Source organism: Janthinobacterium sp. EB271-G4-3-2 (genome assembly GCF_020858035.1).
In the GTDB taxonomy this organism is placed as follows: Bacteria; Pseudomonadota; Gammaproteobacteria; order Burkholderiales; family Burkholderiaceae_D; genus Janthinobacterium; species Janthinobacterium aestuarii.
In genome coordinates this window covers 1-21889 of record NZ_JACYMG010000020.1, presented here as the reverse complement: position 1 = coordinate 21889, position 21889 = coordinate 1, and the positions used below count along the sequence as shown (strand labels likewise).

Here is a 21889-nt window from a genome sequence, read left to right as displayed (position 1 = left end):
GGCAGCGAAATGCAACGCATGGGATAATATCGGGCTCACACTGAGCAACGCGGCCCGAACGCGCCCTCCCCATGACGACTTCTTTCCTGGCACGCTGGCTGCCGCAACCGAACAACGGCAGCCGCCGCGAACAATTGCGCGCCTGCGCGGGCGCCATCTGCGGCTTGCTGCTGACGGGCCTGATCTGCCATTTCCTGCTGGCCCCGGACAGCGCCAGCGTCTACCTGATCGCGCCCATGGGCGCCTCGGCCGTGCTGCTGTTCTGCCTGCCGGCCAGCCCGCTGGCGCAACCGTGGTCCGTGGTGGGCGGCAACGTCGTCTCCGGCCTGGTGGGCATGGCCTGCGTCAAATGGTTCGGATCCAGCGTGGGCGTGGCGGCGCTGGCCGCCTGCCTGGCCATCGGCGCCATGTTTGCCCTGCGCTGTTTGCATCCGCCGGGCGGCGCCGTGGCGCTCACCACGGTGGTTGGCGGCGCCAGCGTGCATGCGGCCGGCTTTGAATTCGTCTTCATCACCGTGCTGTTCAATTCCGCCGTGCTGGTCGCTTGCGCCGTGCTGTACAACAACCTGACGGGGCGCCGCTACCCGCACATCCAGCAACTGGTGGCGCCGCATCCGCACGATACCAAGGATGACGTGCCCAGCAACCGGCTGGGCTTTTCGCCCGATGACCTGGACGCCGTGTTGCGCCAGCACAGCGAAGTGCTCGATATCAGCCGCGACGATTTGCAAGCGATCTTCCTGCAAACGGAAATGCGCGCCTACCAGCGCCGCTTCGGCGTCGTCACCTGCGCCGACATCATGTCGAAAGACGTGCTCAGCGTGGAATTCGGCACGCCGCTCGATGTTGCCTGGCGCACCATGCGCGAGCACCAGGTGGGCGCCCTGCCCGTGCTGAACCGGGCGCGCCGCGTCATCGGCATCATCACGCAGACGGATTTCCTGCGCCATGGCGGCCTCGACGATTACCAGGGCATGCGCCAGCGACTGCGCGGCTTGCTGCAACGCAGCGGCCTGTCCCACGGCGACAAGCCGGAAGTGGTGGGCCAGCTGATGACGCCGTCGCCGCACACTGCCCGTCTGGGCACGCCCATCATCGATTTGGTTCCCCTGATGGCCGACGCCGGCTACCACCATATTCCCATCCTCGACGATGAAGAGCGCCTGGCCGGCATCATCAGCCAGTCCGACCTGATGGCGGCCCTGTACGAAACTCGCTTCGCAGAGGCCGCAGCATGACGCCATTCCAGGCACTGCTGACCGGCCCCGACGGCGGCCCGGCGGGTACGGCCGTCAGCGCGCATTTTTTCGGCAGCCAGCTGGCCATCGATGCGCCCGGCCATAGTGTCGATGTGGCGCAGCTGGTCGTCAGCGTGGGCGGTGTCGACGGGCCGGAGCTGTTCCTGAACTGGCTCGACGATCAGGGCCGGCAAGCGTCGCTCAAGCCGCTGACCGCGAGCGACATCGCCATCGTCTTGCGCGAAGCGCCGGCCGCGCTGCAGCCGCAACTGCAGCGTTTGTGGGGCGAGCGCCAGCGCAACCGGCGGCAGGTGTCGGGCTGGCTGGCCGGTTTGACGGGCGCGGCCGTCGTCGCGGCCGCCCTGCTGTGGTGGCAAGGCGGCCATGCCGTCGGCGCGCTGGCGGGATTGATCCCTTTGTCGACGGAAAAACAGCTGGGCGAACTGGCCCTGTCGCAAGTGCGCACACAAGGCGGCATCAGCGAAAGCGGCGTGGCGCAGCAAACGGTGCAGGAGATCGGCCGCAAGCTGACGGCCGGTTCGCGCTACCAGTACCGCTGGCTGGTCAAGCAGGACGACACGGTCAACGCGTTTGCCATGCCAGGCGGCATCATCGTCGTGCATACGGGCTTGCTGCGCCAGGCAGCCGACCCGGGCGAGCTGGCCGGCGTACTCGCGCATGAAGTGCAGCACGTGGAGCAGCGTCATTCGCTGCGGCAAATGATCAGCAGCCTGGGCTGGGGCGCCCTCGTGGGCGTGACCATCGGCGACATCAGCGCCGTGGCCGCCATGCTGGCGCACCAGGCCGGCACCTTGTATTTCAGCCGCGACATGGAAGAAGAGGCGGACCGTCTCGGTCTGCTCGCCTTGCAGCGCGCGCGCATCCGACCCGACGGAATGCTGCGCTTTTTCCAGAAGCTCGATCACCAGGACAAGGCCAAGGTGCCAGGCTGGATTTCCTCGCACCCGCAAACGGCGGCGCGCGCGCAGCAGATCCGCAGCCTGATCGCCGCCACGCCCTGCCCTGCCTGTCTTCCCTTGACCAGCAGCCACTGGCAAGCCATGAAAGCGGCCCTGCCGCCTACGGCAAAATAGCAACATTCCCCTCGTACAATTTATCCAAACGTACTGGGCAATGGCGTATGCTTACGCCCCGGCTGCTCCATCGTGACCGGCCACCCCGACCCACAACGCCTCCGTTCATTCCCTCCTTACAAAGGACATCGCGCATGAAGCATCGTTTTGCCGCCGGCACCCTCGGCACCCTGGCCATCTCCCTGTTGCTCGCCTACGCGCCCATGGCGCAAGCGGCCCAGCCCGCTGCCAAAACAGCCGTCGCGCCCGCCGTCAGCGCGCCGAAAGCAAAGCAGCAGCTGCAAGTGCTGGCCGACACATACTATGACGCGCTGGCCCGTTTCGAACCGATCAATGCCACCGAGAGCGGCGACAACCGTTTTGACGACCAGCTCGGTTCAGCCATCGTGCCCGCCGCGCGCGCAAAACAGTTCGCGCTGTACCGCCAGTACCAGAAGACGCTGCGCGGCATTGCCCGCGCACAGCTGTCGCACCAGGACCAGATCAACTATGACATCCTCGACTATGAACTGGCCACGGCGCTGAGCTTCGAACACTTCCCGGAATACCTGCTGCCGCTGAACCAGATGGACAGCATGCCCGTCACCCTCGCCAATTATGCGGGCGGCGAGGCATCGCAGCCTTTGACCACGGTCAAGGAGTATGACGCTTACCTGAGCCGTATCGGCCAGTTGCCGGGCTGGATAGACCAGGCCATCGCCAACATGAAAGTCGGTATGCAAAAGGGCATCGTGCTGCCGAAGGCGCTGACGGAATCGGCCCTGCCGCAATTCAAGAAGCTCGTCAGCGCCACGCCGCAGGACAGCGTCTATTACACGCCGATCAAGAACTTGCCGGCCAGCTTTTCCGATGCGGACAAGGCGCGCCTGACGCAAACCTATACCGTCATCATCGAAGCCAAGCTGATGCCCGCGCTGCAGCGCCTGTCGACCTTCATGGAACGCGATTACCTGCCGTCCGGCCGCACGAGCAGCGGCTGGAGCGCCCTGCCCGATGGCGCCGCGTGGTACCAGGCGCGCGTGGCCAGCAGCACCACCACGGATTTGAAACCGGAGCAGATCCACGCCATCGGCTTGAAGGAAGTGGCGCGCATCCAGGAGCAATATGCGATCGTGGGTCCGAAGATGGGCTACAACGGCCCGGCCGCCGGCTTGCCCGTATGGGTATCGGAACAGGCGAAATACCGCCCGTTCAAGACGGAGCAGGAAGTGCTCGACGTCTACCGCAAGCTGAACGTGCTGCTCGACAGCAAATTGCCCGCCCTGTTCACCCTGGTGCCGAAGGCGCCGCTGGACTTGCGCCTGGAACCTGAACTGAGCCGCGACACGGCCGCCGACCATTACACGGCGCCGGCCGCCGACGGTTCGCGCCCCGGCGTGTTCTGGTCCGTCGTCACGGATCCGAAACTGTATGGCGACACGGGCATGACCACCCTGTTCCTGCACGAAGGCAAACCGGGCCACCATTTCCACCTGGCGCTGGTGCAAGAGATGGACTTGCCGAACTTCCGCCGTTTCGGCGGCAACAATGCCTTCACGGAAGGCTGGGCCCTGTATGCGGAAACCCTGGGCAAGGAAATGGGCCTGTTCGAGGATCCGGCCCAGTATTTCGGCCATTTGAACGACGAGATGCTGCGCGCCGTGCGCCTGGTGGTCGACACGGGCTTGCACACCAAGGGCTGGACGCGCGAGCAGACCATCAAGTACATGCGCGATACCCTCGGCTATGACGCCGTGGCGAAAAGCGAGACGGAACGCTACATGGCCTGGCCGGGCCAGGCGCTGGGCTACAAGATCGGTTCGCTGAAAATCGTCGAACTGCGCCAGCGCGCGCAGCAGGCGCTGGGCGACAAATTCAGCCTGCCGAAGTTCCATGAAGTGGTGCTTGGCGACGGCACCCTGCCCCTGAAACTGCTGGAAGCCAAGGTCGACCGGTGGATCGCGCAGCAGAAGTAAGCTAACCGCGTCTCGCAACAACGGCAGCGCCAACCGGGGCTGCCGTTTTTTTTCGCGCCGGTATTTGATCTGGCGCAGATCCGGCGCATTTCGCGCGCGCCTGCCGGAACGCGTACAGGTCGATGCTGCCTAATTCCCATACTCAGAAGGGAGGCAGCATGCAAAACGAAGACATCAGCGATGGCGCCACGGCGCGTCCGCCAACATGGCGGCAGCAGTCAGAAATGCCAGCGGAAACATCCGGCTCGTCCGGGAATGGGCACGACGCCATTCTTCACTACACGAGCGCGCGCGGCCAGGCCGATGGACGGCTGCAACGGCATATTCCCGACGATACCGCGCACGGCAACCATGGCCTGATCACGGCACTTGGCTGGCTCAGCATCGGCCTGGGCCTGGCCCAGCTGGTGGCGCCGCGCGGACTGGCGCGGGCCAGCGGCCTGCGCGGCGTCTCGTCTGTCTGGATACGCGCCATCGGCCTGCGCGAAATGGCTTGCGGCGTGGCCTTGCTGCGCGGAGAAACCCGGCCGGCATGGCGCTGGTCGCGCATCGCCGGCGACGCCATGGACCTGTCGCTGCTGGGCGTGGCCATGGCCAGCCGGCGCAATGCGCGCACACGCCTGGCGGCGACGGCAGCCGTGGTGGCAGGCGTGACGGCCATCGACTATATCGCCAGCGCACAACTGGCGCCGCGCAAGCTGAGCGAATTGCCCGCGCCCGGCGAAGAGGGGCTGGCGCTGCAAAAGAGCGTCATCGTCAACCGTTCCGCCGACGATTGCTACCGCGCCTGGCGCGACCTGGAAAACCTGCCCCGCTTCATGCCGGGCTTGCAGTCGGTGCAGATAATCGACGCGCGCCGCTCGCGCTGGCACAGCGTCGAAGGCGTGTGGATAGGCGAACTGACGCAAGAGCGTCCGGGCCAGGGCATGCGCTGGCGCGCGGCGGAAAACCATGCGGAAACGGGGGCGCTGGAACTGTCGCCCGCACCGGACGGGCGCGGCACCGTGGTCACCATGCAACTGCACATGCAGGCGCCGGCCGGCAAGGTGGGCACGGCCGTGACCGGCCTGTTCAGCCAGGCGCCCGCCTACAAGATCGAGACCACCTTGCGCCGCTTCAAGCAGTGGATGGAAACGGGCGAGGTCAGCACCACCGAGGGCCAGCCGTCGGGCAAGCGCAGCTTCAAGACGCGCTTGCTGCACAAGGCTGGCGGCACGGCATCTTCCCCTCGACCGCAAGCAAACGGAGGTGTGTCATGAAGGCCAATTGCTGGCACGGCAAGCGCGACGTACGAATCGAACAGGTGCCCGATCCGGCCATCCTCAATCCCGGCGACGCCATCATCAAAGTCACTTCCACGGCCATCTGCGGCTCCGACTTGCACCTCTACAATGGCGTCGTGCCCACCATGGAGCAAGGCGATATCCTCGGCCATGAGTTCATGGGCGAGGTGGTGGAGGTGGGTTCCGCTGTGCGCAAGCGCAAGGTGGGAGAACGGGTGGTGGTGCCATTTCCCATTGCCTGCGGACGCTGCTTCTTTTGCGAGCAGCAGCTGTACTCGGTGTGCGAGAACTCCAATCCCAACGCCTATATGGCGGAAAAGATGTGGGGCCATTCGGGCGCGGGCATCTTTGGCTATTCCCATCTGACGGGCGGCTACGCGGGCGGCCAGGCCGAATATGTGCGCGTGCCGTTTGCCGACGTCGGCCCCATCAAGGTACCGGACGAGCTCAAGGATGAACAGGTACTATTCCTTTCGGACATACTGCCGACCGGCTACATGGCGGCCGAAGCCTGCGCCATCACGCCAGGCCAGGTGGTGGCCGTATGGGGCTGCGGCCCCGTGGGGCAATTCGCCATCCAGAGCGCCTTCCTGCTCGGCGCCGAGCGCGTCATCGCCATCGACCATTACCCGGAACGCCTGCGCATGGCGCGCGAACTGTCCGGTGCGGAAACCCTGCATTTCGATGCCGTGGACGTGCCCGACGCCCTGCGGGAAATGACGGGAGGACGGGGTCCCGATGCCTGCATCGATGCCGTCGGCATGGAAGCCCACGGTTCCGGCGTCAGCTATATCTACGACCGCCTCAAGCAGACCATGAAACTGGAATCGGACCGTCCCACGGCCCTGCGCGAAGCCTTGATGGCGTGCCGCAACGGCGGCGTCGTTTCGGTACCGGGCGCGTATGGCGGCTTCAGCGACAAGATCCCGTTCGGCTCCATCATGAACCGTTCATTGACCATCAAGACGGGGCAAACGCACGTGCAGCGCTACATGCAGCCGCTGCTGGAAAGGATACAACGGGGCGAACTCGATCCCGGCGCCATCATTTCCCACCACTTGACCCTGGACGAAGCGCCGCACGGCTACGAAATCTTCCAAAAGAAACAGGAGCAATGCATCAAGGTCGTGCTGCATCCAGGCCCCTGACGGCGCTGGCAGGCAGCGCGGCAGGGCCAGACGAACAATGCGCTGATCTCGGACGAGCTCAGACGAGCAGCGCGGCACTCATCGAGCGCACTTCCTCGGCCGATTCGGCGAGGATGCTTTGCAGGGTCTCGTTATCGATAATGAAATCGATGACGGAATCGGAAGGCGTGAGCATTTCCACATAGGTCACCTGCAACGGCGACTGCACGGGCGACAGCTGCTTGGCCAACAACAAGGTGTCGAGCAGGGAGTCGGGCGGAATCGACAGCAAGCCATCGCGCAAGCCTTCGATGGCTTCGCTCACGGCCAGCGGGATCAAGAGCTTCTTCATGACTTCACGGGAAATGATTTCTTCGGCGGATTCCATCCAGTGATCCGCATCGTCGTCGAGCAGGCCGGGAAATTCGTCGGCGCGCGACAACAGGTAAAAACCACCCACCTCGTGCACGATGCCGGCGAACAGCGCCGTGTCGGCATCGACGTGCGTCACGCGGCGGGCAAGCACGTGCGCCAGCGCCGCCACGTGGGCAGTATGTTCCCACAGCTGGGCCGCCTTCTGGCGCAGGACGGGATCGATGATCTTGCTGCCGAACTGGCGCACCACCATGGCCGCCACCAGCGCGTACAGATTGCGGTAGCCCATGCGCATGACGGCGGCGCGCACGCTGGTCACGGGCGCCGCATCGCCGCGGCTGTAAACGGCCGAGTTGGCCAGCGCGACCGTGCGCGCCGCCAGCAAGGGCTCGCCCAATACCAGCTTGATCGCATGGTCGATATGGCAGTCCGGTTCAGCCAGAGCCAATTGCAATTGCAGTGCGGAATTAACGCTCGTGGGAAACGTTAATTCACCGCGCACCGCCTGGGAAACAATTAAACCGAAAGCCTGTAGTTTATTCATCATACGATCAATCCGCCTCAGATATTATTCTGGCCAACAATTTCATGCATCAGAAATTGAATGCCAGGCCCGGCCTTTAGAATACAGATGGCATGTCATTCGTTTGTAATGAAGAATCCGGCAATGCCAGCGCATGCAATAGCGATTCATCACCGATGACAAACAACTTCGGCTGCTGTAATACCTGCAGCAGAAATGGCTGACCTTCACGTAGCCGCCGGCGATAATCGGCCAGCGTATATAGGTTGGGATTGATTTTACGCCGTAAGGTTCGCTCGGCCGGGGCCAATCCCGTCAACAGATCGCCATAATTGGCTTCTTCACCCACCAGCAGCAAGTCGATGGCGCTGCCGGGCATATCCTGTCCCTTCGCCGTGGCGCCCGACACGAATGCCAGGTGCAGCTGGGCACGCAAGGGCGCCAAGGTCATGCTGAGCACGCCGACGATGCCGAAGGTTTTCTGCACCAGCCCGCTTAACTCCGGATACACGAGGCTTTCCTTGTTGGGCCAGAAGCGCCGCACATTGCCGATCCGCTCCGCCGTGATCAGGCCGGCCTCATGCAGCCGGCGCAGTTCCCGCTGCGCCGACGCGCTGCCCAGACCCGTCAAGCGCATGATCTCGTTCAAGTGAAAGCCTTCATTCACGCGGACAAAGAGCAAACCCAGCAGTTTCTGCTGGGCGGGAGTAAACAGGGCTTGGGCAATCATGCGCCAAATCTTAGCATGAATAAACTGGAAACTGGCGTGGCGTAGACAATAGGGCTTGCCCCCACAACAACGCCGTGTTGCGCCGTCACCGGTAATTGGACGAGCCCATGCGCAACGAATGACAATGACACAGCGGCAGGCAGTTCGCAGCCACATTCTTTGTGAGCGCTCACTTCAGATTCGCTGGCGCGCCGGCTGGATATCGCGGTCCACCGCAACCACCGGTCTGACGCAACGGTATCTCCTGGTTTAGCCCATCAATTCAAGCATGCCCGACATAACAGTAACTCGGCCATATTTATTCACAAACCAAGCGGGATCAAATACCTGCATATGGATCTGATTTTCAATCTCAGCTGTCAATAGCAACATGGCTCTGCAGGAGTTTCAATACTTAATTCATTCTCCATTTACTTATCCTGCCAATAGAAATACCAAGCACGAATAGGCAACATCCGATGATCGCGCCCTTTTCAATGCATCGCATAAATGATGACGATTTTTCGCACTCCAATCTGTTTGCATGCGAGCGTGTATTCATTAATGTGCAAAGCATAAAAAAACGGCACCCGAAGGTGCCGTTCTTGCAGTTAGCAGCGCAGATTACGCTTCGTCGCCGTGGTGTTACCGGGTTACGATGGTCAGCAAATCTTCGGTAGTTTCACCGGCCAAGGGGGCTTTATCGGTCAGCAGCAGCGCTTGGCGCTCTTCCACTTCCCACACTGCCTTCTCCTTGCCTGTGCGGTGGACGGCCGCAGTAACGGCCATAAAAAAACGGCACCCGAAGGTGCCGTTCTTGTCAGCTAGCAGCGCAGATTACGCTTCGTCGCCGTGGTGTTACCGGGTTACGATGGTCAGCAAATCTTCGGTAGTTTCACCGGCCAAGGGGGCTTTATCGGTCAGCAGCAGCGCTTGGCGCTCTTCCACTTCCCACACTGCCTTCTCCTTGCCTGTGCGGTGGAAGGCCGCAGTAACGGCCATAAAAAACGGCACCCGAAGGTGCCGTTCTTGTCAGCTAGCAGCGCAGATTACGCTTCGTCGCCGTGGTGTTGCTGAGTCTCGATATCCTGCAACGCTTCTGCAGCTTCGCCAGCCATCGAGGCTTTCTCGGCCAGCAGCAGCGCTTGACGCTCTTCCACTTCCCACGCTTCTTTCTCTTTGCGTGCGCGGTGGAAGGCCAGGCCCGTACCGCCAGGAATCAGGCGGCCGACGATGACGTTCTCTTTCAGGCCGCGCAGACCATCGCGCTTGCCCATGATCGCCGCTTCGGTCAGCACGCGGGTGGTTTCCTGGAACGATGCGGCCGAGATGAACGAATCGGTCGACAGCGATGCCTTGGTAATACCCAGCAAGACGTTTTCGTAGGTCGCTGGAATCTTGTTCTCAACGGCCATGCGATCGTTCTCGTCCAGCAGTTCCGAACGCTCTACCTGCTCGCCAACGATGTAGTTGGTGTCGCCGGCATTGACGATCTGAACACGGCGCAGCATCTGACGCACGATCACTTCGATGTGCTTGTCATTGATCTTCACGCCTTGCAGACGGTACACGTCTTGCACTTCGTCAACGATGTAACGTGCCAGCGCTTCGATACCCAGCAGGCGCAGGATGTCTTGCGGATCGGCCGGGCCGTCCACGATCATCTCGCCCTTGTTCACGACTTGGCCGTCATGCACCAGCACTTGTTTGTCCTTGGTGATCAAGAACTCATGCTTGTTGCCGTCCATGTCCGTGATTTCCAGACGCTGCTTGCCCTTGGTTTCTTTACCGAACGCAACCGTACCCGTGACTTCCGCCAGCATACCGGCATCTTTCGGCGAGCGCGCTTCGAACAGTTCGGCAACGCGTGGCAGACCACCGGTAATATCGCGCGTTTTTTGCGATTCGGTAGGAATACGTGCCAGCACTTCACCAACCGATACCTGTTGACCGTCCTTGACCATGATCAGCGCGCCGACCTGGAAGCCGATCGCCACCGAGTGTTCGGTGCCGGCGATCTTGACTTCTTCGTTCGCGTCGTTGATCAGCTTGACTTGCGGACGCAACGTTTTGGTCAACGAACCGCGACGCTTCGCATCGATCGCCACCAGGGTGGACAGACCGGTCACTTCGTCGACCTGACGGGCAACGGTAACGCCTTCTTCGACGTTCTCGAAACGCACTTGACCGGCGTATTCGGTAATGATCGGACGGGTCAGCGGATCCCACGTTGCCAGGGCCGTACCGGCCTTGATGACCATGCCGTCCTTGACGATCAGGGTCGCACCGTACGGTACTTTATGACGCTCACGCTCACGGCCATGGTCGTCGGTAATCAGCACTTCGCCGGAACGGGAAATGACGATTTGCGCGCCCTTGCCGTTCGTCACGTAACGCATGGTTGCCGTGAAGCGGATGGTACCGTTCGACTTGGCTTCCACCGACGATGCCACTGCCGCACGCGATGCCGCACCACCAATGTGGAACGTACGCATGGTCAGCTGGGTACCAGGCTCACCAATCGACTGCGCTGCCACGACACCGACGGCTTCGCCGGCGTTGACCAGCATGCCGCGGCCCAGGTCGCGGCCATAGCACTTGGCGCACAGGCCGAAGCGCGTGTCGCAAGTCAGTGGCGTACGGACCTTGACTTCATCGATGGACAGACGCTCGATCTCTTCGACCATGTCTTCATCCATCAAGGTGCCGGCTTCGTACAGCGTTTCCTGGGTTTCAGGATTGACGACGTCATGCACCACCACGCGGCCGAGGATACGGTCACGCAACGGTTCGATGACTTCACCACCTTCGACCAGTGCCTTCATGACGGCGCCGTTCATGGTGCCGCAATCGTCTTCGATCACCACCAAGTCTTGCGTCACGTCAACCAGACGACGCGTCAGGTAACCGGAGTTAGCCGTTTTCAGCGCCGTATCGGCCAGACCTTTACGCGCGCCGTGGGTCGAAATGAAGTACTGCAAAACGTTCAGACCTTCGCGGAAGTTCGCGGTAATCGGCGTTTCGATAATCGAGCCATCCGGTTTGGCCATCAGACCACGCATACCGGCCAACTGGCGAATCTGGGCTGCGGAACCGCGCGCGCCGGAGTCGGCCATCATGTAAATGGCGTTGAACGATTCTTGCGTCGACTTGGTGCCGTCGCGGCGGATCACGTCTTCGACTTTGAGCTGGTCCATCATGGCCTTGCCGACTTCATCCGAGGTTTTGCCCCAGATATCGACTACCTTGTTGTAACGCTCGCCGGCGGTCACGAGACCCGAGGCGTATTGCTGTTCGATCTGCTTGACTTCCGATTCGGCCGTCGCGATCAAAGTGACTTTTTGAGGCGGTACCAGCATGTCGTCGACGCAGATCGAGATACCGGCGCGTGTCGCCAGGCGGAAACCCGATTGCATCAGTTTGTCTGCGAACACCACGGTGGCGCGCAGGCCGCACTTGCGGAACGACGTGTTGATCAGCTTGGAAATTTCTTTCTTTTTCAGCGCGCGGTTCAGGACGGAGAACGGCAGGCCTTTTGGCAGAATTTCCGACAGGATCGCACGGCCGATCGTCGTTTCGTAACGCGTTACCGTTTTCTCGAATTCGCCCGTTTCGGCGTTTTTCGGGTATTCGGTAATACGCACGGTGACGCGGGTCGTCAGTTCGACTTCCTTGTTGTCGTAGGCGCGGATCACTTCCGACACGTCAGGGAACATCATCCCTTCGTTCTTCGCATTGATCGCTTCGCGGGTCGCGTAGTACAGACCCAACACGATATCCTGGGAAGGAACGATCGATGGTTCGCCGTTCGATGGGAACAGGATGTTGTTCGATGCCAGCATCAGGGTGCGTGCTTCCATCTGCGCTTCGATCGACAGAGGAACGTGGACCGCCATTTGGTCACCGTCAAAGTCGGCGTTGAATGCGGCGCAGACGAGCGGGTGCAGCTGGATGGCCTTGCCTTCAATCAGGACTGGCTCGAACGCCTGGATACCCAGACGGTGCAAGGTCGGTGCGCGGTTCAACATGATCGGATGTTCACGGATCACGTCTTCCAGGATGTCCCACACGACCGGCTCTTGAATCTCGACCAGCTTTTTGGCGGCCTTGATCGTGGTAGCCAGACCCATCAGTTCCAGTTTATTGAAAATGAATGGCTTGAACAGTTCCAGCGCCATCAGTTTCGGCAAGCCGCACTGATGCAGTTTCAATTGCGGACCCACGACGATGACCGAACGACCGGAATAATCGACGCGTTTGCCCAGCAAGTTTTGACGGAAACGGCCGCCCTTGCCCTTGATCATCTCTGCCAGCGATTTCAGCGGACGCTTGTTGGCGCCGGTCATCGCTTTGCCGCGACGGCCGTTGTCCAGCAGCGAATCGACCGCTTCTTGCAGCATGCGCTTTTCGTTGCGCGTGATGATCTCTGGAGCGCGCAGCTCCATCAGGCGTTTCAGACGGTTGTTACGGTTGATGACGCGGCGATACAGATCGTTCAGATCCGAGGTCGCGAAACGGCCACCGTCCAGCGGTACCAGCGGACGCAGTTCCGGCGGCAGCACTGGCAGCACTTCCATGATCATCCAGTCAGGCTTGATGCCCGAACGTTGGAACGCTTCCAGCACTTTCAGGCGCTTCGCGTATTTCTTGATCTTGGCTTCGGATTTCGATTCCTTCAGTTCCACGCGCAGGGTTTCGGCATCGCGGTGGATGTCGATCGAGCGCAGCAGTTCACGGATACCTTCGGCGCCCATGAAGGCGGTGAAGTCGTCGCCGTACTCTTCGTACTTGGCGGCGTAGTCGTCTTCCGACATGATCTGGCACTTTTTCAGCGGGGTCATGCCTGGATCGGTCACGACGTATGCTTCAAAGTACAGCACGCGTTCGATGTCCCGCAGGGTCATGTCCAGGACCATGCCCAGACGCGACGGCAGCGATTTCAGGAACCAGATGTGCGCGGTCGGCGAGGCCAGCTCGATGTGGCCCATGCGCTCGCGGCGCACTTTGGCCAGGGTAACTTCGACGCCGCACTTTTCGCAGATCACGCCGCGGTGTTTCAGGCGCTTGTACTTGCCGCACAGGCATTCGTAATCCTTGATCGGGCCAAAGATCTTGGCGCAGAACAGGCCGTCGCGCTCAGGCTTGAAGGTACGGTAGTTGATGGTTTCCGGCTTCTTGACTTCGCCGTAGGACCACGAACGGATTTTCTCAGGCGAAGCGAGACCGATCTTGATTGCATCGAAGGTCTCGTTGGTCTGTACTTGCTTGAATAGATCGAGCAGTGCTTTCATGTATCACTCCAGAGGTGATTAAATTTCTATATTCCTGAGACTACATTGCCCGGCGTGGTTTCCCAGCCGGGCTTTGTGTTTCCCAAACCAAATGACAGGGTGCTGTCGTTTAGTTGCGTTCGAGGTCGATATCGATACCGAGCGAACGGATTTCCTTGACCAGCACGTTGAACGATTCCGGCATGCCGGCGTCGATCACGTGGTCGCCCTTGACGAGGTTCTCGTACACTTTGGTACGGCCATTCACGTCATCGGACTTGACCGTCAACATCTCTTGCAAGACATACGACGCGCCATACGCTTCCAGTGCCCAGACTTCCATCTCACCGAAACGCTGACCACCGAACTGGGCTTTACCACCCAGCGGCTGTTGCGTGACCAGCGAGTAAGGACCGGTCGAACGCGCATGCATCTTGTCATCGACCAAGTGATGCAGTTTCAGCATGTGCATGACGCCGACAGTGACCTTGCGCTCGAACGCTTCACCGGTGCGACCGTCATACATGGTCACCTGGTTTTTCGAAGCGGTCATGCCCAGGTTCTTGGCGATGTCGTCCGGATACGCCAGGTCCAGCATGCGGCGGATCTCTTCTTCATTGGCGCCGTCGAACACTGGCGTGGCGAATGGAACACCTTTTTTCAGGTTTTCCGCCAGCTTCATGATCTCTTCGTCGTCGAAGTCGTTCAGATCTTCCGCGCGGCCGTTGTCGTTGTAGATCGTCGTCAGGTACTTGCGCACTTGATCGACCTTGGTTTGCGCCTTCAGCATTTCGCCGATGCGGATACCCAGACCCTTGGCAGCCCAGCCCAAGTGCGTCTCGAGAATCTGACCAACGTTCATCCGCGAAGGAACGCCCAGCGGGTTCAGCACAACGTCGGCTGGCGTGCCGTCGGCCATGTATGGCATGTCTTCCACAGGAACAATACGGGAAACCACACCCTTGTTACCGTGGCGACCTGCCATCTTGTCGCCCGACTGCAGGCGGCGTTTCACGGCCAGGTACACCTTGACCATTTTTTGCACGCCTGGTTGCAGCTCATCGCCTTGCGTCAGTTTCTTGCGCTTCTCTTCGAAGGCCAGATCGAACTGGTGACGCTTCTCGTTGATCGATTCCTTGATCGCTTCCAGCGCTACCGCTGCATCGTCGTCCGCAGGGCGGATGTCGAACCAGTGGTATTTGTCCAGATCGGCCAGGTAGTCCTTGGTGATCTTGGCGCCTTTGGCCAGCTTTTTAGGGCCGCCGTTGACAACTTTGCCGATCAGCATTTTTTCCAGACGCTGGAAGGCATCGCCTTCGACGATACGCATCTGGTCGTTCAGATCCAGACGGAAGCGTTTCAGTTCGTCATCGATAATTTGCTGGGCACGCTTGTCGCGCACGATGCCTTCACGGGTGAAGACTTGCACGTCGATCACGGTACCGATCATGCCCGAAGGCACGCGCAACGACGTATCTTTCACGTCCGAGGCTTTTTCGCCGAAAATCGCGCGCAACAGCTTCTCTTCCGGGGTCAGCTGGGTTTCGCCCTTCGGCGTCACTTTACCAACCAGGGTGTCGCCCGCTTGGACTTCAGCGCCGATGTAGACGATACCGGACTCATCCAGACGTGCCAGCTGGTTTTCAGCCAGGTTCGAGATGTCGCGCGTAATTTCTTCCGCGCCCAGTTTCGTGTCACGGGCCACCACCGACAACTCTTCGATGTGAATCGAGGTGTAGCGGTCGTCCTTGACGACGTTTTCCGAGATCAGGATCGAATCTTCGAAGTTCAGACCATTCCATGGCATGAAGGCCACGGTCATGTTCTGGCCCAGCGCCAATTCACCCAGGTCGGTCGATGCGCCGTCGGCGATCACGTCGCGCTTGGCAACACGGTCGCCCACTTGCACGATAGGACGCTGGTTGATGTTGGTGTTCTGGTTCGAACGGGTGTACTTGATCAGGTTGTAGATGTCGACGCCCACTTCACCAGCGGTCGCTTCGTCATCATTGACGCGAATCACGACACGGCCCGCATCGATGTAATCGACGATACCGCCACGCAGCGCTTGCACGGTGGTGCCCGAGTCGACCGCAACGGTGCGTTCGATACCGGTACCGACCAGCGCTTTTTCCGGACGCAAGCAAGGCACGGCCTGGCGTTGCATGTTGGCGCCCATCAATGCACGGTTCGCATCATCGTGTTCGAGGAACGGAATCAGCGAGGCAGCGACGGAAACGATCTGGCCTGGCGCCACGTCCATGTACTGGATGCGCTCCGGGGAGACCAGGATGGTTTCGCCGGCTTCACGGGCCGAAACCAGTTCATCGGACAGCATGCCGGCGTCGTTGATGGTCGCATTCGCCTGAGCGATGATGTAGCGGCCTTCTTCGATGGCGGACAGGTAGTCGATCTGATCGGTAATCTTGGAGCCTTCGACCTTGCGGTACGGGGTTTCCAGGAAGCCGTATTCATTCAGGCGGGCATACAACGCCAGCGAGTTGATCAGACCAATGTTCGGACCTTCCGGTGTCTCGATCGGGCAGACGCGGCCGTAGTGGGTCGGATGCACGTCGCGCACTTCAAAGCCGGCGCGTTCGCGTGTCAGACCGCCGGGTCCCAGAGCCGATACGCGGCGCTTGTGGGTAATTTCCGACAGAGGATTGGTTTGGTCCATGAACTGCGACAGCTGGGACGAACCGAAAAACTCGCGAATCGCAGCCGAAATCGGCTTCGAGTTGATCAGGTCGTGCGGCATCAGGTTGTCCGCTTCGGCTTGGCCGAGGCGTTCCTTGACGGCGCGCTCAACACGCACCAGACCGGCGCGGAATTGATTCTCGGCCAGTTCGCCCACGCAACGCACGCGACGGTTACCCAGGTGATCGATATCGTCGACTTCGCCGCGGCCATTGCGCAGTTCCACCAGGATCTTGATCACGGCCAGCACGTCTTCGTTCGACAGGGTCATGGCGCCGGTCAGTTCATCGCGGCCAATGCGGCGGTTGAACTTCATGCGGCCCACGGCCGACAGGTCGTAGCGGTCCGAGTTGTAGAACAGGCCATTGAACAGCGCTTCAACGGAGTCTTCCGTTGGCGGCTCGCCTGGACGCATCATGCGGTAGATCGCCACTTTCGCAGCCATCTGGTCGGCGGTGTCGTCGATACGCAGGGTTTGCGAGATGTAGGCGCCCTGATCCAGGTCGTTCGTGTACAAGGTCTGGATTTCGGAAATGTTGGCATCGCGCAGGCGGCCCAACAGATCTTCGGTCAGCTCATCGTTCGCGGAAGCGACGACTTCACCGGTGTCGCCATCGACGATATTTTTCGCCAATACGCGGCCCAGCAGGTAGTCTTCCGGTACGGAAATGTGCTTGATGCCGGCAGCTTCGATATCACGCACGTGTTTCGCGTTGATACGCTTGTCTTTCAGCACCAGGGTCTTGCCCGACTTGTCGACGATGTCGAAACGCGCCACTTCGCCGCGCAGACGCTCGGAGACGAATTCCATCTCCGCGCCTTCGGAGCGCAGATTGAAGTTGTCGAAGACGAAGAAGTTCGCCAGGATTTGCTCGTGCGACATGCCGATGGCTTTGAGCAGGATCGTTACTGGCATCTTGCGGCGGCGGTCGACGCGGAAGAACAGGATGTCTTTCGGGTCGAACTCGAAGTCCAGCCACGAACCGCGGTAAGGAATGATACGTGCGGAGAACAGCAGTTTACCGGACGAGTGGGTCTTGCCGCGGTCATGCTCGAAGAACACGCCAGGCGAACGGTGCAGCTGGGAAACGATAACCCGCTCCGTGCCGTTGATGACGAACGAACCGGTGGTCGTCATGAGCGGCAATTCGCCCATGTAGACCTCCTGTTCCTTCATCTCTTTGACGACGGGCTTGGTTGGCGATTCCTTGTCCAGGATCACCAGGCGCACTTTCGCGCGCAGCGGCGACGCGAACGTCAGGCCACGTTGTTGACATTCTTTGACGTCAAAGGCAGGATCGCCCAGAACGTACGACAAGAATTCGAGACGCGCAAAACCATTGTGCGAAACGATAGGGAAAATCGAAGTGAAAGCCGACTGCAGGCCATCATTCTTGCGGCCGGACGGTGCTATGTCCTCTTGCAAGAAGCTATGATAAGACTCGAGCTGGGTCGCCAGCAGGAACGGAACGTGGTGAACGTTGGCGCGCTTCGCGAATGATTTGCGAATGCGTTTCTTCTCAGTAAATGAGTAGTGCATGGACACTCCGTGAGTGACAGAAAGGATAGAAAATTCAGGTTTTGCAAGTGTTCGTTTGCACCGCTGCGTGTGACACAGACGAAACCTCAAGGCTCTGCTTTCCGGCTTGAATCGAATAAAAACTGCTGCTACAACTACGTGACAAATACGATGCAGACGACAAAGGAGCCAAAGTCGGATTTCCCCCCTTGCGAGGGGAAACCTCAGACTTTGACTCGGGCGCTAACTGCCGCCGGTACAGATATTACTTCATCGAAGCGGTTGCGCCGGCTTCAATCAGTTTCTTCACTGCAGCTTCAGCGTCAGCTTTCGACACTGCTTCTTTCACAGTTTTTGGTGCGCCATCGACCAGGTCTTTAGCTTCTTTCAAGCCCAGGCCGGTGATTTCGCGAACTGCTTTAATGACGCCAACTTTGTTTGCGCCGAAGGTGTCCAGCACAACGTTGAACTCGGTTTGCTCTTCAGCAGCTGCTGCTGGGCCTGCTGCAGGACCGGCCGAAGCCATCGCTGCTGCGGACACGCCGAATTTTTCTTCGAATGCTTTAACCAGGTCGTTCAGGTCCATTACGGACATGGCGCTAACTGCTTCCAGGATATCGTCTTTGCTAATTGCCATTTTGAAACTCCTAAATTTATTACGTTAGTTACATCAGATTGGTACTGAGAGAAAAAAGCGCGCGCAATTAAGCGGCTGCTGGGGCTTCTTCTGCTGCTGCTTCTGCAGGAGCTTCGGCGCCTTCGCCTTTTTTCGCTGCCAGGGCAGCCAGACCACGTGCAAAGCCCGAAACCGGAGCCAGCATAACGCCCAACAACTGCGAAATGAGGACTTCACGGCTAGGAATGCTCGCCAACGCGGTGACAGCAGCTGTATCCAGCGGCTTGCCTGCGTAGTTACCTGCTTTGATGACCAGTTTGTCGTTGGTTTTAGCGAAGTCAGCGATGACTTTAGCTGCTGCAACGGCATCGGCCGAGATCGAGTAGATCAACGGGCCGGTCATGGCATCTGCCAGGCTGGCGAATGCGGTACCTTCAACGGAGCGACGAGCCAGAGTGTTTTTCAACACACGCAGGTACACGCCTTGGGCACGCGCTTTAGCACGCAGTTGCGTCAAGTGACCAACCTGGATGCCACGATATTCGGCCACGACGATCGTTTGCGCATTAGCTACTTGTGCGGAAACTTCGGCGACGACGGCCTTTTTGTCATTCAGATTGAGACTCACGGTCAACCTCCTTAAATGATGTTCAGCGATCACAACCGAGTGGTTGAGCGCCTTGCATCGGTTCGAACACGGCGTCCGAAGTCAAGAAGTACTAAACTGAGCGGATGAATTCACGCAGCATGAGGACTACAAAACTTGTTCGGGTACACCATCTGCGTTGGGCACTTGTCGTTGCCGGCAAGCCTATTAACCTTCTGCATGTGCGATCGCAGTCGGCCCAACGGTCTTTGATTGTCTGCCTGCCTGGTGCGAACACCGGGCAGACAGCCCAAAGATGCGCCCGCAGCGCCCGAAGGCGCTACAGGACTTGATTCTGTTACTTAAGCTGCCAGGCTAGCCTGGTCAACACGGACGCCAGCGCCCATGGTCGACGACAGCGAAACTTTGCGCAGGTACACGCCTTTGCTCGATGCTGGCTTGGCTTTGTTCAGTGCGTCGATCAGTGCGACCAGATTCGATTTCAGATCTGCGTCAGCGAACGATTTACGGCCGATGGTAGCGTGGATGATACCGGATTTGTCGGTACGGTACTGAACTTGACCGGCTTTCGCGTTTTTCACGGCGGTAGCGACGTCAGGAGTAACAGTGCCAACTTTCGGGTTAGGCATCATGCCGCGTGGGCCCAGGATCTGACCCAGGGTACCAACGATACGCATGGTATCTGGCGAAGCGATAACGATGTCGAAAGGCATGTCGCCAGCTTTGATCTGCTCAGCCAGGTCTTCCATACCAACGATGTCGGCGCCAGCTGCTTTGGCAGCTTCCGCTTTTTCGCCCGACGCGAATACTGCCACGCGTACGGTTTTGCCGGTACCAGCTGGCAGCACGACGGAGCCGCGCACCACTTGGTCGGATTTCTTAGGATCAACACCCAGTTGTACCGATACGTCGATCGATTCATTGAACTTGGCCGTTGCGCACTCTTTGATCAGAGCGACAGCGTTGTCGAAAGCGTACACTTTGGTACGGTCGACTTTGGCTTTCAAAGCCTTGATACGTTTGGATAACTTAGCCATTATACAACACCTTCCACCGTGATACCAATCGAACGAGCGGAACCAGCGATGGTGCGTACAGCAGCATCCATGTCGGCAGCGGTCAGATCAGGGGTTTTCAATTTAGCGATTTCTTCAGCTTGTGCGCGGGTCAGCGTACCGACTTTGTCGGTATGTGGCTTCGGCGAACCTTTGGTGATCGCAGCAGCTTTTTTGATCAGGTAGGTTGCTGGAGGCGTCTTCATCACGAACGTGAAGGACTTGTCCGCAAACGCGGTGATCACGACTGGAATCGGCATGCCTGGCTCCATACCTTGGGTCTGCGCGTTGAACGCTTTGCAGAATTCCATGATGTTCAGACCGCGTTGACCCAGAGCTGGACCGATTGGTGGGGATGGGTTTGCTTTACCAGCTGGCACTTGCAGCTTGATAAAACCAATGATTTTCTTTGCCATGATGGCTCCTATCTTGGATTGAGTAGTAGCGCCCCGCCGATCCTACCCTGGCGGGGCTCCTCTGACCGGATTTTGCTGTTACTACCGCAACGCTCCTGGTGGCGCTTGAGACAGACTTAAACTTTTTCGACCTGGCCGAATTCGAGTTCCACCGGGGTAGCGCGGCCGAAAATGGTGACCGAGACGCGTACTTTGGATTTCTCGTAGTTGACTTCTTCGACATTGCCGTTGAAGTCGGTGAACGGGCCATCCTTGATGCGGACTTGCTCGCCCACTTCGTACAAGGTTTTTGGACGGGGCTTTTCAACACCTTCCTGCATCTGCTTCATGATGCCATCGATTTCGCGCGCGGAGATCGGCGTCGGCTTGTTCGACTTGCCACCAATGAAACCGGTAACCTTGCTGGTGTTCTTGACCAAATGCCAGCTCTCGTCCGTCATTTCCATTTCAACCAGCACATAGCCAGGATAGAAACGACGTTCGGTGACGGACTTCACACCATTCTTGACTTCGACAACTTCTTCGATCGGCACCAGGATCTGGCCGAACTGGTCTTGCATGCCCGCGCGCTCGATGCGCTCGGTCAGTGCGCGCATGACGCTTTTTTCCATGCCGGAATAAGCATGCACGACATACCAGCGCTTGCTGCTCACTGGCACGCTCAGCGCTGCACCAGTGTCCGCTACCGGAGCGTCGCCCGGAACGGACTCGTCCGCCGCTTCATCATGCACATTTTCGCTCATTATTTTTTCCAACCCAGAATTACGTCATACAACAAAAACTCGAGCAATTTATCCGTGCCCCACAGGAAAATCGCCATGACCAGCACAAAGGCAAACACGATCGCGGTAATCTGCGTGGCTTCTTTGCGGGTAGGCCAAACGACTTTCTTGGTTTCGCGCACAGCTTCTTTGGCGAAATTGAGAAATTCACGGCCGGTCGTCGAGACATACAAGAGCGCAACAGCAATAACCAAACCAGCCACAAGCGCGCTTGCACGCACCAGAGCTGGTTGGCCTGCCAGGTAATAAAACCCGACTACTCCTGCAATCGCAGCTACTATTGCCAGCGCGACTTTTATCTTGTCACTCGACGTGCTAACGGTTTGCACGGATTGATTTGACATTTTTCTACTTTCGGTGCCCTGCACCTTGACGGTGGCAGGGACGGAGGGCATCGAACCCCCAACCTTCGGTTTTGGAGACCGACGCTCTGCCAATTGAGCTACGTCCCTACGTAAAACTTTCGAGGAGTGCTATTCTACCACCCAGGACGCCCCGGGTGGAAGCATAACATTTCCTTATGCGAGGATTTTTGCAACCACGCCGGCGCCGACGGTACGGCCGCCTTCACGGATAGCGAAGCGCAGACCTTCTTCCATCGCGATCGGGTTGATCAGCTTGAC

Annotated in this window: 15 protein-coding genes, 1 tRNA gene and 1 pseudogene; 5 read left to right on the top strand and 12 right to left on the bottom strand. The window is 59.2% G+C overall.

The window, feature by feature from the left end; translation table 11 throughout:
• The first annotated feature begins 71 nt into the window (after positions 1 to 71).
• The 5 genes from IGS55_RS27110 (at position 72) to IGS55_RS27090 (ending at position 6718) form a co-directional block, all read left to right on the top strand.
• A complete protein-coding gene (locus IGS55_RS27110; protein WP_230519297.1) occupies positions 72 to 1238 on the top strand; it encodes an HPP family protein in 1167 nt (388 codons plus the stop codon).
• Positions 1235 to 2332 carry a M48 family metallopeptidase gene (locus IGS55_RS27105; protein WP_230519296.1) on the top strand — a complete coding sequence of 366 codons (1098 nt, stop codon included), beginning with the start codon at positions 1235 to 1237 and terminating at the stop codon, positions 2330 to 2332. The genes IGS55_RS27110 and IGS55_RS27105 overlap by 4 nt, the downstream gene beginning before the upstream one ends.
• Positions 2333 to 2466: 134 nt before the next feature.
• Entirely contained in the window at positions 2467 to 4287 is a 1821-nt protein-coding gene (locus IGS55_RS27100) for a DUF885 domain-containing protein (RefSeq protein ID WP_230519295.1), read from the top strand.
• Between the two features lie 158 nt (positions 4288 to 4445).
• A complete protein-coding gene (locus IGS55_RS27095; protein ID WP_230519294.1) occupies positions 4446 to 5546 on the top strand; it encodes an SRPBCC family protein in 1101 nt (366 codons plus the stop codon).
• On the top strand, positions 5543 to 6718 hold the full coding sequence (locus IGS55_RS27090) for a zinc-dependent alcohol dehydrogenase (protein WP_230519293.1): 1176 nt from the start codon (positions 5543 to 5545) through the stop codon (positions 6716 to 6718). The genes IGS55_RS27095 and IGS55_RS27090 overlap by 4 nt, the downstream gene beginning before the upstream one ends.
• A gap of 58 nt (positions 6719 to 6776) precedes the next feature.
• On the opposite strand, the gene IGS55_RS27085 is transcribed toward IGS55_RS27090, so the two are convergent.
• The 12 genes and pseudogenes from IGS55_RS27085 to IGS55_RS27030 all read right to left on the bottom strand — a co-directional run.
• Entirely contained in the window at positions 6777 to 7616 is an 840-nt protein-coding gene (locus tag IGS55_RS27085; protein WP_230519322.1) for an HDOD domain-containing protein, read from the bottom strand.
• Between the two features lie 76 nt (positions 7617 to 7692).
• Positions 7693 to 8325 carry an ArsR family transcriptional regulator gene (locus tag IGS55_RS27080; protein WP_230537309.1) on the bottom strand — a complete coding sequence of 211 codons (633 nt, stop codon included), beginning with the start codon at positions 8323 to 8325 and terminating at the stop codon, positions 7693 to 7695.
• A 1028-nt stretch (positions 8326 to 9353) separates the two neighbouring features.
• Positions 9354 to 13595, bottom strand: coding sequence for a DNA-directed RNA polymerase subunit beta' (gene rpoC, locus IGS55_RS27075; RefSeq protein WP_034753138.1), 4242 nt, complete (start codon positions 13593 to 13595; stop codon positions 9354 to 9356).
• Positions 13596 to 13704: 109 nt separating this feature from the next.
• The gene (gene rpoB / locus IGS55_RS27070; protein ID WP_230519291.1) at positions 13705 to 17811 is read right to left on the bottom strand and encodes a DNA-directed RNA polymerase subunit beta; all 4107 of its coding nucleotides are present in this window, start codon (positions 17809 to 17811) and stop codon (positions 13705 to 13707) included.
• 244 nt (positions 17812 to 18055) lie between these two features.
• Complete coding sequence (gene rplL, locus IGS55_RS27065) at positions 18056 to 18427, bottom strand: 50S ribosomal protein L7/L12 (RefSeq protein WP_128141044.1); 372 nt, start codon at positions 18425 to 18427, stop codon at positions 18056 to 18058.
• A 67-nt stretch (positions 18428 to 18494) separates the two neighbouring features.
• A complete protein-coding gene (gene rplJ, locus IGS55_RS27060; protein WP_034753621.1) occupies positions 18495 to 19034 on the bottom strand; it encodes a 50S ribosomal protein L10 in 540 nt (179 codons plus the stop codon).
• 320 nt (positions 19035 to 19354) lie between these two features.
• Positions 19355 to 20050 (bottom strand): 50S ribosomal protein L1, encoded by a 696-nt coding sequence (gene rplA, locus IGS55_RS27055; protein ID WP_034753134.1) that lies wholly within the window; start codon positions 20048 to 20050, stop codon positions 19355 to 19357.
• Positions 20050 to 20484 (bottom strand): 50S ribosomal protein L11, encoded by a 435-nt coding sequence (gene rplK / locus IGS55_RS27050; protein ID WP_034783246.1) that lies wholly within the window; start codon positions 20482 to 20484, stop codon positions 20050 to 20052. The genes rplA and rplK overlap by 1 nt, the downstream gene beginning before the upstream one ends.
• A gap of 116 nt (positions 20485 to 20600) precedes the next feature.
• Positions 20601 to 21227, bottom strand: coding sequence for a transcription termination/antitermination protein NusG (gene nusG / locus IGS55_RS27045; RefSeq protein WP_034753130.1), 627 nt, complete (start codon positions 21225 to 21227; stop codon positions 20601 to 20603).
• Positions 21227 to 21610: a preprotein translocase subunit SecE gene (secE, locus tag IGS55_RS27040; RefSeq protein WP_010394308.1), complete on the bottom strand. Its 384-nt coding sequence runs from the start codon at positions 21608 to 21610 to the stop codon at positions 21227 to 21229. Before secE ends, nusG begins: the two co-directional genes overlap by 1 nt.
• Positions 21611 to 21642: 32 nt before the next feature.
• Positions 21643 to 21718, bottom strand: a tRNA-Trp gene (locus IGS55_RS27035).
• A 66-nt stretch (positions 21719 to 21784) separates the two neighbouring features.
• Positions 21785 to 21889: pseudogene (locus IGS55_RS27030) on the bottom strand (elongation factor Tu); the annotation flags it as partial.

Coding starts and splice junctions, on each gene's coding strand:
- IGS55_RS27110 (WP_230519297.1), top strand. CDS start 72: ATGACGACTTCTTTCCTGGCACGCTGGCTGCCGCAACCGAACAACGGC.
- IGS55_RS27105 (WP_230519296.1), top strand. CDS start 1,235: ATGACGCCATTCCAGGCACTGCTGACCGGCCCCGACGGCGGCCCGGCG.
- IGS55_RS27100 (WP_230519295.1), top strand. CDS start 2,467: ATGAAGCATCGTTTTGCCGCCGGCACCCTCGGCACCCTGGCCATCTCC.
- IGS55_RS27095 (WP_230519294.1), top strand. CDS start 4,446: ATGCAAAACGAAGACATCAGCGATGGCGCCACGGCGCGTCCGCCAACA.
- IGS55_RS27090 (WP_230519293.1), top strand. CDS start 5,543: ATGAAGGCCAATTGCTGGCACGGCAAGCGCGACGTACGAATCGAACAG.
- IGS55_RS27085 (WP_230519322.1), bottom strand. CDS start 7,616: ATGAATAAACTACAGGCTTTCGGTTTAATTGTTTCCCAGGCGGTGCGC.
- IGS55_RS27080 (WP_230537309.1), bottom strand. CDS start 8,325: ATGATTGCCCAAGCCCTGTTTACTCCCGCCCAGCAGAAACTGCTGGGT.
- rpoC (WP_034753138.1), bottom strand. CDS start 13,595: ATGAAAGCACTGCTCGATCTATTCAAGCAAGTACAGACCAACGAGACC.
- rpoB (WP_230519291.1), bottom strand. CDS start 17,811: ATGCACTACTCATTTACTGAGAAGAAACGCATTCGCAAATCATTCGCG.
- rplL (WP_128141044.1), bottom strand. CDS start 18,427: ATGGCAATTAGCAAAGACGATATCCTGGAAGCAGTTAGCGCCATGTCC.
- rplA (WP_034753134.1), bottom strand. CDS start 20,050: ATGGCTAAGTTATCCAAACGTATCAAGGCTTTGAAAGCCAAAGTCGAC.
- rplK (WP_034783246.1), bottom strand. CDS start 20,484: ATGGCAAAGAAAATCATTGGTTTTATCAAGCTGCAAGTGCCAGCTGGT.
- nusG (WP_034753130.1), bottom strand. CDS start 21,227: ATGAGCGAAAATGTGCATGATGAAGCGGCGGACGAGTCCGTTCCGGGC.
- secE (WP_010394308.1), bottom strand. CDS start 21,610: ATGTCAAATCAATCCGTGCAAACCGTTAGCACGTCGAGTGACAAGATA.